The sequence below is a fragment of the Burkholderia sp. 9777_1386 genome (assembly GCF_015712265.1).
Classification (GTDB): domain Bacteria; phylum Pseudomonadota; class Gammaproteobacteria; order Burkholderiales; family Burkholderiaceae; genus Burkholderia; species Burkholderia cenocepacia.
Genome location: NZ_JACCQB010000023.1, coordinates 1 through 12,725 on the forward strand (window position 1 = coordinate 1; position 12,725 = coordinate 12,725).

A 12,725-nucleotide genomic window follows, 5' to 3' on the forward strand; every position below is an offset into this window, starting at 1 on the left:
GTCGGCATGGCCGCGCAGCGGCCTTCGGCGCGGCCATGCCGACCGTGGTGGCCGCGCTACCGCCCGCGTCGTCGGCGCCGGTGATCGTCAGCATCATCGGCGCACGGTTGCGGATCACGCGCAGCCGCGCCTTGCCGCCCGGTGGCAGCGCGCCGGCCAGATCGTTCAGTTCGGCCGAGTGGCCGATCGTCTTGTCGCCCACCTTCACGATCACGTCGCCGGGTTTCAGGCCGGCCGTGGCGGCCGGCGAGCCGGGCGCGACCCCGTTGACGAGTGCGCCCGCCGCACGCGGCAGTCCGAACGCCGCGGCCAGGCCGACGCCCACGTCCTGCACGTCGACGCCGAACGCATTGCCCGACGACGCCTCCGCCGCGGGCGGCGGAGCCTGCTGCGCCTGCACTTGCGCCTGCTGTTGCGCACGCAACTGGGCGCGCACCTTCGTCGCGAACGCGATCGGGATGGCGAACGTCGTGCTCGCGTAGCGGTCGGCGCCCGTATACACCTGCACCGCGATGCCGATCACGTCACCCGCGCGATTGAACACCGGGCCGCCCGAGTTGTCGGGGTTCGGTGCGATGTCGGTTTCGAAGAACGGAAACGCGCTGCCGTCCGGCAGCCGGCGCGACGTCGCGCTGACGATGCCGGCCGTGACCGTGTTGCCCGAGCCGTCCGGCGCGCCGATCGTCATCACCGGTTCGCCCGCGCGCACTTTCGACGAATCGCCGACGCGCACGAACGGCAGCTTCGTCGCGTCGACGCGCAGCACGGCCACGTCGCTTTGCGGATCGACGGCCAGTACCGTCGCCTTGAATTCGCGCCGGTCGGTGAGCCGCACCGTCACGTCGGTCGCCTCGTCGACCACATGAGCGGACGTGAGGATCAGGCCATCGGCGCTGACGATGAAACCCGAGCCGCTGCCGGACACCGCACGCGGCGCGGTATCGGGCGCCGGTGCCTGCGGCCCCTGCGCGGACGGCGGTGCGCCATGGCGGAAGAACGCGGCGAGCGGATCGTCGGGATCGAGCATGGCAAAGGCCGGGCCGCCGGTTTGCGGGTCGGGCGTGGCGGCCATGATGGTCACGACCGCCGGGCCGTAGCGCTCGACGATCGCCGGGAAGTCGACCGGCATCGCGTAAGGCGCGGCGGGCGGCCGCGCCTTCATCGCGGGCGGTGCGGCGGGTGGTGCGAGGGTGCCGGCGATGGCGGCGGGCGGCGGCAAGATTCCGGCAAGCACGCCCCCGATCAACGCGGTGCGAAGCACGGCGCGAGCAAGCGTCTGGCAGACCACGGTGCACCTCCCCCGGGCAGTCGCGACGCCACCCTGCGCGAGACGCGCAGGCGCCCGACGAGCACCGGTACACGCCTCCATTTATAGCCCACGCGCCGGTTGGAACATACGAATCGAAACCCGTATGCCGGGAGGTGCCCGGGCGGCGGAACCGCGAGGGCGGCCGTTTCGAACAAAGTGCGCGGTTCGTCAATCCGAATATCCACCACGCATTGGGGTGGACGTCGGTGCCGGGGTCTTCGTCACGGTCTGCGGCCGGGCATGCCATCTGTCGCACATCACGGACAGGCCGAGCGCAATCACGATCACGCAGCAGGAAGTTCGAGGTGGCGAAACCCTACCATCACGCGTGCCCCGCGCCCACCCGCTCCGCGATCGCCGACACCATCCGCAACATCGGCTCGAACGCATCGGCCGACGTATTGCCGAAACCGAGCACGAGCCCGTTGCCGGCGCGCGCCGCATCGATCGCGAAACCCGACAGCGGAAACGGCCCGATGCCATGCGCGCGCGCCGCTTCGACGATCGCGCGATCGCGATAACGCGCCGGCAACCGCAGCGCGAGATGCAGCCCGCACGGGCCGCCCTCGACCTGGTGCGGCACGCTCAGGCTGCTATCGAGCGCGGCGAGCAGCAACCGCCGCCGGTCGCGATACAGCCGGCGCATCCGTCCGAGATGCCGGCCGTACTCGCCCGTCTCGATGAAATCGGCCAGCGCGAGCTGCACGTGGCGCGTCCCGCCGCGCAGCATCTCCGGCAGCGCCGGCCGCACGGCGGCCAGCAACGCGTCGGGCAGCACGAGAAAACCGATCCGCAGCGCCGGAAACATCGTCTTGCTGAACGAGCCGAGATAGACGACCGGCGAATCCGGCGCGAGCCCGTGCATCGCGCCGATCGGCTCGCCGGTGTGACGGAATTCGCTGTCGTAGTCGTCCTCGATGATCCACGCGCGATGGCGGCGTGCCGCATCGATCAGCGCGAGCCGGCGCGAGATCGACAGCACGGCACCGGTCGGGAACTGGTTCGACGGCGTCGTGTAGACGAGTCGCGGCGGCCGCTCGCGCCAGTCGTCCGGTTCCGCACGCAGCCCTTCCGCGTCCACCGGCATCGGCACGACGTCGAGGTCGGCCGCCTGCATCGCGGTTCGCGCGCCGCGATAGCCGGGCTCCTCGACCCACACCGTATCGCCCGGATTGGTCAGCAACTGTGCGCACAGCGCGATCGCGCCTTGAGCGCCTTCGGTGATCACGATCTGTTCGGGATCGCAGCGCACGCCGCGCGTGACGGCCAGATGGCGCGCGATCGATTCGCGCAGGGCGGATTCGCCGAGCGGATCCCCATACGCGAGCAGCTCGCGGCCGGCACGGCGCAGCGCGCGGTCGATCGCGTGCCGCCACGCATCCACCGGGAAATGCGACAGCGCGGGCACGCCCGGCCGGAAGCCCTCCGATTCGCCGGTGCCGACGAGGCTCGGACGAATCCGGCCGAGCCGCTGCGCGACGGCCGGCGGCGCGGCCCGCCTGCGCGGCGGCGCCGGCCGCGACAGCCCGACGACCCGCGTGCCGCGACGATCCGACTGCAGGAAGCCTTCGGCGACGAGCTGCTCGTACACGGCGGCCGTCGTATTGCGCGACACGCCGAGCGTTTCGGCCAGCGCGCGCGTGCCGGGCAACCGCGTGCCGGCCGGCATCGCGCCGCCGAGGATCGCGTCGCGCAAGCGGCGCAGCAACTGGCGCTGCAGCGACGGTGCGCCGGGCGTACGTGCCAGCGGCGCATCGAGCGGCAGCAACGGCGCGGCGCCGGAAGGAAAGGCAGTCGTCATCGGAATATCGCGGCGTGAAAAGTCGAACCTGCGGTGATTGGCGAACGGCGGGCGATCACGGCTCGTGGCACCATAAATTTACCGTTCTCTGGCGCTTCTCATGGTACCTCGCCGGGACTACGATCGTCTGCATGCCGGCATGTCGCCGGCCGCCAACCGAAGCGAGATCGACCTTGCCCACGCTCACCAACGCTTTCCAGCAGCCCATCGGCCAACCCGTTCCCGACTGGTCCGCGCGTCCGCGCCCCGAGCGCATCGCGCTCGAAGGCCGTTACTGCCGGCTCGAACCGCTCGACGCCGAGCGCCATGCGGCCGACCTGTACGCGGCCTACGCCCAGGCGCCCGACGGCAGCGACTGGACCTATCTCGCGCACGGCCCGTATGCCGACGAGTCGAGCTACCGCGACTACGCGCGCGGCGCGCAGGCGAGCACCGATCCGCTGCACTACACGGTGATCGACCGCGCCACGGGTCGCGCGGTCGGCACGCTCGCGCTGATGCGCATCGATCCGGCCAACGGCGTGATCGAGGTCGGCTCCGTCACGTTCTCGCCGCTGCTCAAGCGCACGCCGGTTTCGACCGAAGCGCAGTTCCTGCTGATGAAGTACGCGTTCGACACGCTCGGCTACCGGCGCTACGAATGGAAGTGCGACGACCTGAACGCGCCGTCGCGCAAGGCGGCCGCCCGGCTCGGCTTCCGCTACGAAGGCACGTTCCGGCAGACGATCGTCTATCGCGGCCGCAATCGCGACACCGCGTGGTTCTCGATCATCGACGGCGAATGGCCGGACGTCCGCGCCGCGTTCGAAGCATGGCTCGCACCGGAGAACTTCGATGCCGAAGGCAACCAGCGCCAGCCGCTCACCGCGATACGCCACGCGCAGGCCAGCGCACGCGACGCAGCCAGCCGCGCGAACGACGCCACGCGCGTCACGGTACGCCCGCTCGTCGCCGCCGACGAAGCCGCGTGGCGTCCGCTGTGGCAGGGTTACCAGAAGTTCTATGACACGGCGCTGAGCGACGCGGTGTTCGCGACGACCTGGGCGCGCCTGATGGATCCGGCCGAGCCGATGTTCGTGCTCGGCGCGTTCGACGCGTCCGGTGCGCTGGTCGGGATCGTGCATTCGATCTACCACCGCTCGTGCTGGACCGAAGGGCCGTACTGCTATCTGCAGGACCTGTACACGGCGCCCGACGCGCGCGGGCAAGGTGCCGGCCGCGCGCTGATCGAGGCCGTGTACGAACGGGCCCGCGAAGCCGGCGCGAGCCGCGTGTACTGGCTCACGCACGAGACCAACACGGCCGCGCGCGCGCTGTACGACAAGCTCGCGAACAACGCCGGTTTCATCCAGTACCGGCACGACCTGAAGAAGTAACGTCGCCGCTCCGACGGCCGATGTTCAGCCCGGAACATCGGCCGGATCGCGTGCGTCGCCGTCCCGCGGCGCGCCATCGCACGCCGCACCGTCCCTACCCGGCACCGACGCCGGGCAGATCATCTCGTCGCCGTTGGCCGGCACCGGTCGCCGCACCGGCCGGAACACCGGCTCGCCCGGCTCGATCGGCTGCCCGGAAAGCGCGCAGCGACCGGGCTGCAACGCGACGCGCAGCCGCCAGCGCTGCTCGCCGTAGTGACACCGGCCGCTCTCGACCCATCGCACCAGCAGTCCGTCGTCGCCCGCCTCCAGCACCGTGACGAACAGTTGCGGGCGCAACGGCGACGCCGCGGCCGTCCCCTGCTCCGGAATCGGCGCGCGGCCGATCGTCACGAGCGGGTGGGCGATCACGCCGCCGCGCGACGGCATCGCGTCGTCTTCGTCGAACGCGGACGCGTCGCACGACAGGTCTTCTTCGCGGATCGGGCTTTCCATGGTGTTGAGCATGCTTGACGAATTTCCGTGCAGGTTGAACGACGCCGGCGCGTTCAGCGCCGGCCCATCGGTTCGCGCAGCAGGGACAGGCCGATCGCCGCGCCGACGGCGGCGGCCGCGAGCATCAGCCCGATGCCGCCCGACCAGCCAAACGCACCGACGATCGCGCCGATCGTCAGCGGCCCGATCACCTGGCCGAGATAGTTGCCCTGCACGACCCAGCCGATGCTGAGCGGCGCCAGCGACGGCGACGGGGCGGAGCCCGGCGCGCACGCGAGAATGGTCGCGGGCAGCATCCCGGCCATCGCCGAAAACGCGAACCCGAGCACGACCGCGAGCGGCGCGGGTGTCGCCGCGCCGAAGAGGCCCGCGCCCGCCGCGCCGATCGCGACCGACGTCGCCGCCATCACGATCCCCGGTCGCGCCCCGCGCGACAGCAGCCAGCCGGCCGTCAGGTTGCCGATCACGCACGCGGCGACGATCGCCGCGCTGATCAGCCCCGCCGCGCCGACCGCGACGCCGAGGCGCTGCATCAGGAACACCGGCAGGAACGTCATCACCGCGAAGAACTGCACGTTGTAGGTCGCGAAGCCCAGTGCGAGGAGCGTGGTCGAGCGCGACGCGAGCACGGCGCGCAGCGCGGGGCCGATGCGCGTCGTCGCCTGCCGCGACGGCGCGTCGGCCGACGTCGTGACCGGCACCGCGGCCGCCGCGACGAGCGTCAGCGCCGCGGCCGCGAGCCAGCCGTTGCGCCAGCCGCCGAGCAGCGGCCCGACCAGCATCGACAGCGCCATGCCGGCCGGCATGAAGGTGCTCCACAGGCCGAACGCGAAATTGCGCCGTTCGGGCGGCGTCACGCGGTTCAGCACGGCCGGCGCTGCGACCACCACGATCACGAACCCGAGGCCTTCCGCGAAGCGCGTGGCCAGCAACAGCGCGAAGCTGCCGGCCCAGGCGCCGGCCACGCTCGACAGGCCGAGGATGACGAGGCCCGTCACCAGCAGCCGCCGGTCGCCCCAGCGCCGCACCAGCAGGCCGGCGGCGATCCCGCCGAACACGCCGACGAACGGAAACACCGACATGATCCCGCTCAGCGACGCGAGCGAGCCGCCGAACTCGTGCTGGAGCGACGGCAAGCCGATCGTCGCCTTGCCGACGTGCAGCGCCGACACGATGCTCGCCAGCACGACGTTCGCGACGGCGGCCCGGTAGCTGCGCGCCGGCAGCGTGGCGGCATCGGCCGCGACAGGCGATTCGGTCATCTTCACCTCCGTTGAAGCGGCGGCGTGCAACGGGATGTCTCACGCGACCGCAATCGGACTGGCGCACATGATACAAATTGAAGTTAACTTCAAGTAAAGGGGCAGCGCGCGCAACGATCCGTTTCGGCGATGGTGACAATGGCCGGCGCGACACGCGACGGCATCCTGGTCTAAGCTGTCCGCTTCGTCCGACAACGCCGCGCCCCTCCTTATGTCGACCGCCTCCCCTGCACCGGCCACGCTGTTTCCGCTCGACGAAGCCTGGACGGATTTCCCCCGCCGCAAGGCGGCCGTGCGCACCTTCATCGCCGGGTACTGCGCCGCGCGCGGCCGGCGCGATGCGCCGCTGCACGACGGCCCGGACGGCCATGTCGTGCAGTTCGACGGCGCGATGGGCCGGCCTTTCGAGCATTTCATGATCGAGGGCGCGCCCGTGTCCGGCGCCGGCCCGTTTGCGGTTGGCGCGTGGATCACGCGCTACGGCGCGGCACCGCTGCCGCCCGCGCTGCACGGCCGGACGCGCCGGCTGACCGACGAGCATTTCATGGCCGCCGACATCGACGGGCTGTCCGGCGACGACGCGCTCGCGCTTTCGCTGGCCTGCGACACGCCTGGCGCGATCGACGCGTTCAACGCCAGCGGCGCCTTCGCGCCGTTCCAGCCGAATCCGGCCGCGTTCCTGTTCGCGCACCGGCTCGACGGACAGATCGCGGCCACCGCGCGCTACGGCTTCGCGTCGCCGCGCGATATCGTCGTCGACCGCGTCGGGACGGCGGACGCATACCGCCGCCGCGGCCTGGCGACGCAACTGCTCGCCGCGATCGTCGCGCACGCACGGCACCGGGGTGCGCGCCGCGTGTGGCTCATATCGACCGAGGTCGGCCAGCCGCTGTACCGCGCCGCCGGATTCACGCCGCTCGCCGCGGTCGCCGTGGACGAAGTCGTCGCCTGAACGCGGATCGAACGGCGCCGCCCGTCGCCGTTCGTCTCGCGATTCGTCTCATTGCGCTGAGACGAACGTCCCGGCGTCTCACGCGCTTCGCTGTGGCGCTATCGCAGCAAATTCGACGCTCCGTTCCTTCCAAATCGTTGCCGTTCGGCGGACAGCGACATGGTGCAGCGCACCCGACGCACATTTTCCGGCCGCCACGCATCGCCCGGCTTCACGCTGGCCCCGTTCCTGCATACCGGTCGAACGCGCAATCGCGCGACGGGCGCGCCGGCAACATCGCCGCACGCCCGACGACAACCTGACGGAGACAGCAACGTGAGTACACCGGCACCGATCACTCCCCCCAGCATGAAGGCCGCCGTCTGGCACGGCCGCCACGACATCCGCGTCGAAGAGGTTCCCGTTCCGGAACGCCCGCCGGCAGGCTGGGTCACGATTCGCGTGCACTGGTGCGGCATCTGCGGCTCCGACCTGCACGAATACGTCGCCGGGCCGGTGTTCATCCCGGTCGACGCGCCGCATCCGCTGACCGGCCTGAAAGGCCAGTGCATCCTGGGCCACGAGTTCAGCGGCGAGATCGCCGAGCTCGGCGCGGGCGTGTCGGGCTTCGCGGTCGGCGACCGCGTGACGGCCGACGCATGCCAGCATTGCGGCACCTGCTGGTATTGCCGGCACGGGCTGTACAACATCTGCGAGAACCTCGCGTTCACGGGGCTGATGAACAACGGCGCGTTCGCCGAATACGTGAACGTGCCGGCCGAACTGCTGTACAAGCTGCCCGACCATTTCCCGACCGAGGCCGGCGCGCTGATCGAACCGCTCGCGGTCGGGCTGCATGCGGTGAAGAAGGCCGGCAACATCGTCGGGCAGACCGTCGTCGTGGTCGGCGCGGGCACGATCGGCCTGTGCACGATCATGTGCGCGAAGGCCGCGGGCGCCGGACGCGTGATCGCACTGGAAATGTCGGCCGCGCGCAAGCAGAAGGCGCTGGAGGTCGGCGCGAGCGTGGTCGTCGATCCGAAGACGTCCGACGCGATCGCGGAAGTCCGGGCGCTGACGGGCGGCTACGGCGCGGATGTCTCGTTCGAGTGCATCGGGCACACGGCCACCGCGAAGCTCGCGATCGACGTGATCCGCAAGGCCGGCAAGTCGGTGATGGTCGGCATCTTCGAGGAACCGGCGCCGTTCAACTTCTTCGACATCGTGTCGACCGAGAAGGAAGTGATCGGCTCGCTCGCGTACAACGGCGAATTCGCGGACGTGATCCGCTTCATCGCGGACGGCCGCATCGACGTGCAGCCGCTCATCACCGGGCGCATCGCGCTCGGCGACATCGTCGCGCACGGCTTCGAGGAGCTGGTCAACCACAAGGACCGCAACGTGAAGATCATCGTCCAGCCGGCCGTTTCCTGAGTGCACACGCGCGGCCGCGGCATCGATTCCCGCCGCGCCGCGCCGGCCGCCGTACAGGCGTATAGCGGCCCCCCCTCGAGCGTCGCCCCCGTGCGCGGGCGGCGCGCCTGCGTGCGCATCCCTTCGCTCTGTCGTCACCGTCCAAGGCAGCCGCCATGTCGCGCTTCCTCCGGAAGCGGCGCGCCCAAACATTCGCAATCCATAACATTCACCGCAACGCGCGATCCGCACCGGTGCGCGATCAGGGTTTCTCCGCATCAAGCACGATGCGTCCGGCGTCGACAGGATGGTGGCGCAACGCGATCCGGTGCCGCGTGCGATCCGGCTTCCCGGGCGCGATCGTTGCCGCCCCGTCACGACGGAACACCTGTCGAACCTCACGGCGCCACGGCGCCGACAGGCCGAGAATACGGGCCTCCCAGGGATAGTTCGCAAAACACGGTGTGCCATGAATCTCTCGTTCAATCGGGAACGCGCAAACGACGTTCGCTCGCTGACGATCCAGCAGAAAACCCATCTCGGCTTCGCGCTCGTCACCACGCTGCTGGCCTTGCTGTGCGGCACGATCATCGCGGGCAGTGTCCGCCAATACCGGCAGGAAAACGCCGACCTGCAAAGCTTCGAATTCGTCCACGGCGCGATGATCGCCGCCAACATGATCTCGGCCGAACGCGGCCCGACGAACGACCTGCTCGTGCGCGCGCAGCCCGACGCCGCGACGGAGCGGCGCAACCTGCGCGCCGCGCGCGAGCGTTCCGACCGCGCGCTCGCGCATTTTCGGGCCGGCATCGGGCACGCGGCGGCGCTCGACGACCGCGAGCGCGGCAACCTGCTGCACGCGGTCGATGCGATCCGGATCACGCTCGCCGATGCGCGCGCGGAAGTCGACGCACTCGACGCGCGGCCGCTCGCGTCCCGCACGGTGCGCGACATCCAGCATGCGCAGGCGCGCCTGTTCCGGGTCGTCGACACGGTGTCGCTGCTGATCGACGGCGCGATGACCGACACGGCCATGCGCGACCCGCGCACGTCGGGCGCGATCCTGCTCGCGCGGCTGCTGAGCGACCTGCGGGAGTACGCGGGACGCACGGGCTCGCTGCTCGTCGCGCCAATGTTCGCGCGGCAGGCGCTCGATCGCACGCAGTTCGCGGAGATCATGCTGATGCGCGGACGCATCGAACAATTGCGCGCACTGATCGACGGCGCGCTCGGCGCGCGGCTCGACGATGCGGACGTGGCCCGCGAGTACGCGCAGCTCAACGCGGCGTTCGACCGTCATCTGCTGCCGCTCGTCGACGCGATCGTCGCGAACGGCCGGACAGGCGCCTACGCGATGAGCGCCGGCGATTTTTCGCGAACGATCGTCCCGTATTTCGGGCCGTGCGAGCGGCTGCGCGACCGCGTGATCGACGCGGCGCGGCGCCGCGCCGTCTCGGACCGGAACACCGCGCGGATCAAGGTGGCGGTATCGGCATGCGCGACCGCGCTCAGCGTCGCGATCCTGCTGTCGCTCGCGCGCGGCACGCAGCGGCTGCTGTCGACGCCGCTCGATGCGCTCGGACGCCGGATCGTCGCACTCAGCGACGGCGATACGACGCCCGTCGCGATGCCGAGCGGCGTCGGGCCCGAGCTCGCCCGCATCGACCAGGCACTGGAGACCTTGCGCCATGCGCATGTGCGCCGCGACATGCTCGAACGCCAGCGCAACGACATGCTGACGCTGTTCTCGCACGACATGCGCGCGCCGCTGACGTCGCTGATCATCCTGATCGACGCGCAGGAACACCGCGCGAACGACGCACCGACAAAGCGGCAATTCGAGAGAATCGGCAGGCTCGCCCGCCATACGCTGGCGATGGCCGACGGTTTCGCGCAGTTGTCGCGCGCGGAAGCCAGCGAATACGAGCGCGTGCCGGTCAACCTCGCCGACCTGATGAACGAGGCGCGCGACGCCGTATGGCCGCTCGCGCATCGCAAACGCATCTCGATCGACGACGTGCCGCGCCGCGACGACACGATCGTGCACGGCGACCCTGCGTTGCTGTCGCGCGCGCTGATCAACCTGCTGGATAACGCAATCAAGTACAGCCCGTCGCTGACGAGCATCGAATGCCGGGTGGAACCGGGCGCCGACGGCCGGGCCGTGCACTGCACGATCCGGGACCGCGGCTGCGGGATCAGCCACACGGACCAGACGCGGCTGTTCGAACGCTACCGGCGCTTTCGCACGGCCGGGCAACCGGACACGGGCGGCGTGGGGCTCGGGATGGCGTTCGTCAAGGCCGTCGTCGAACGGCACGCGGGCGACATTCACGTGCAGAGCGCCGTGCTGCAGGGCACCACGATCACGATCGCGCTGCCGGCGGCGGCGAACCCATGACGTCGCAACCCCGCGCGATTCTTCGATATACTGAACCGAACCCTTTTCGGGGCAACCGGGGGGCAACCCGCCTTCCTCGCGTCCGCCCCGCCTGCGTGGAAGCGCGCACCGTGAAACCGCGAACCGGACTGATTCTCGAACTCTTCGTCAACCTCGTGCTGCCCTGGGTGGCCTATCGGGTCGCGCATCCGTATTTCGGCGAAACGGGCGCGCTGTACGCGTCGGCGGTTCCGCCGATCATCTGGTCGATCGTCGAATTCATCCGCTCGCGCCGCGTCGACGCGGTGGCGGCCATCGTGCTGCTCGGCATCACGCTGTCGATCGTCGGGATGGCGTTCGGCGGCAGTCCGCGCACGCTGCTGATGCGCGAATCGATCGGGTCGGGCACGATCGGCATCGTGTTCCTGCTGTCGTTGTTCCGCGAACGCCCGCTGATCTACTATCTGGCCCGCGCGACCGTGGCCCGCGAGATGGACGGCGGCGCCGCGCACTTCGAAGCCGTCTGGGACGCGCAGCCGGGCCTGCGCCAGATGCTGCGGCTGATGACGTTCGTGTGGGGCGCCATCATGACGGTCGAGATGCTGCTGCGCTGGTGGATGGTCGTCAGCTGGCCGGTCGAACGCGTGCTGGTCGTGTCGCCGGTCATGGGCTACACGGTGTTTGCCTGCCTGCTGCTGTGGACGTTCTGGTACCGGCGGCGGATGCGCGTGCGCAACAGCGTCGACATCCCGGGCCGCGGCGGCGTCACCGAAACCGCCGGCCGCTGACACGCGGCGCGCCGGCCGCCCGGCAGCGTGTCACGGCACCTGCTGTATGATGCGCGGCGTCTCGTCCGCCCATCCGTTTTCCGTCATGTCCCTTTCGCTCCTTCCGTGTGCCACGATCTGGCTCGCCCTGTTCGCGGCCGCCGCATTCGCGTGGCATCGCCCACTGCACGGCCTGAGCATCGGCGTCGCCACGCTCGGCTACGCGGGCGCGCTGGCATTCGGCCAGCTCGCGCCGATCACGCTGGCGCCATTCGCGCTGCTGATCGCGGCCGGCTGGGGCGTGCTGCCCGCGCGGCCGCTCGCGGTGCGCGTCGCCGCGCATCTCGTCTTCGCCGCGCTCGCGATCGCGCTGAGCCTGCACCTGATTCCCGGCTTCCACAATCCGCGCGTGATCGCGCCGACCCGCTTCACGCCGGATGCCGTGCCGTTCACGATGTACCTGAATTTCGACAAGCCGCTCGTCGGCCTGTGGCTGTTGTGGGCGCTGCCGTGGGTCGCGCCCGACGTCGCGCTGTCGCGCGCGCTGCGCACCGGCGCGGTGGCGGCCGCCGCAACGGCCGCCGCGTGCCTGGCCGGCGCGCTCGCGTTCGGGATGGTCGGCTGGGCCCCCAAATGGCCGCCGTCCGGCTGGCTGTGGCTCGCGAACAACCTGCTGCTGGTGACGCTCGCCGAGGAAGCGCTGTTCCGAGGCTACGTCCAAGGCGGGCTGACCCGCGTGTTGCGCGCTTATTCCTGGGGCCCGTGGGTCGCGCTCGCGGCCGGCGCGGTGCTGTTCGGCGCCGCGCACGCCGCGGGCGGCTGGCAATGGATCGCGCTCGGCACGGTGGCCGGCGTCGGCTACGGGCTCGCGTGGCGGCGCGGCGGCCTGCTCGCCGCCGCGCTCGCGCATGCGGGGCTGAACGTCGTCCACTTCGGCCTGTTCACCTACCCGATGCTCGCCGCCGCGCGCTGAACGCGGTGCGCGGCGCCG

At 70.7% G+C, this 12,725-nt stretch carries 10 protein-coding genes; 6 read left to right on the top strand and 4 right to left on the bottom strand.

Annotated elements, in window-relative coordinates; genetic code table 11:
• Both H0X91_RS18410 and pdxR read right to left on the bottom strand, forming a co-directional pair.
• A partial coding sequence (locus tag H0X91_RS18410; protein WP_196433225.1) for a S1C family serine protease occupies positions 1-1,288 on the bottom strand: 1,288 nt, incomplete at its 3' end.
• 343 nt (positions 1,289-1,631) lie between these two features.
• Entirely contained in the window at positions 1,632-3,110 is a 1,479-nt protein-coding gene (gene pdxR / locus H0X91_RS18415) for a MocR-like pyridoxine biosynthesis transcription factor PdxR (RefSeq protein WP_006494711.1), read from the bottom strand.
• A 173-nt stretch (positions 3,111-3,283) separates the two neighbouring features.
• On the opposite strand from pdxR, the gene H0X91_RS18420 reads away from it, so the two are divergent.
• Positions 3,284-4,486, top strand: coding sequence for a GNAT family N-acetyltransferase (locus H0X91_RS18420; RefSeq protein WP_230877966.1), 1,203 nt, complete (start codon positions 3,284-3,286; stop codon positions 4,484-4,486).
• A gap of 24 nt (positions 4,487-4,510) precedes the next feature.
• Here H0X91_RS18420 and H0X91_RS18425 read toward each other — a convergent pair whose 3' ends face one another.
• Both H0X91_RS18425 and H0X91_RS18430 read right to left on the bottom strand, forming a co-directional pair.
• Complete coding sequence (locus tag H0X91_RS18425; RefSeq protein WP_062910451.1) at positions 4,511-4,993, bottom strand: DUF3331 domain-containing protein; 483 nt, start codon at positions 4,991-4,993, stop codon at positions 4,511-4,513.
• A 41-nt stretch (positions 4,994-5,034) separates the two neighbouring features.
• Positions 5,035-6,243, bottom strand: a complete 1,209-nt coding sequence (locus H0X91_RS18430; RefSeq protein WP_062911408.1) for an MFS transporter — start codon at positions 6,241-6,243, stop codon at positions 5,035-5,037.
• A gap of 211 nt (positions 6,244-6,454) precedes the next feature.
• On the opposite strand from H0X91_RS18430, the gene H0X91_RS18435 reads away from it, so the two are divergent.
• From H0X91_RS18435 to H0X91_RS18455, 5 genes are all read left to right on the top strand, one after another.
• Positions 6,455-7,195, top strand: a complete 741-nt coding sequence (locus H0X91_RS18435) for a GNAT family N-acetyltransferase (protein WP_034202247.1) — start codon at positions 6,455-6,457, stop codon at positions 7,193-7,195.
• Positions 7,196-7,543: 348 nt separating this feature from the next.
• A complete protein-coding gene (locus H0X91_RS18440; RefSeq protein WP_006494705.1) occupies positions 7,544-8,608 on the top strand; it encodes a 2,3-butanediol dehydrogenase in 1,065 nt (354 codons plus the stop codon).
• A 448-nt stretch (positions 8,609-9,056) separates the two neighbouring features.
• Complete coding sequence (locus H0X91_RS18445) at positions 9,057-10,988, top strand: sensor histidine kinase (protein WP_062910450.1); 1,932 nt, start codon at positions 9,057-9,059, stop codon at positions 10,986-10,988.
• A gap of 110 nt (positions 10,989-11,098) precedes the next feature.
• Positions 11,099-11,755: a VC0807 family protein gene (locus tag H0X91_RS18450; protein WP_006488931.1), complete on the top strand. Its 657-nt coding sequence runs from the start codon at positions 11,099-11,101 to the stop codon at positions 11,753-11,755.
• An 85-nt stretch (positions 11,756-11,840) separates the two neighbouring features.
• Positions 11,841-12,707: a CPBP family intramembrane glutamic endopeptidase gene (locus H0X91_RS18455; protein WP_060263412.1), complete on the top strand. Its 867-nt coding sequence runs from the start codon at positions 11,841-11,843 to the stop codon at positions 12,705-12,707.
• The last annotated feature ends 18 nt before the right edge of the window (positions 12,708-12,725 follow it).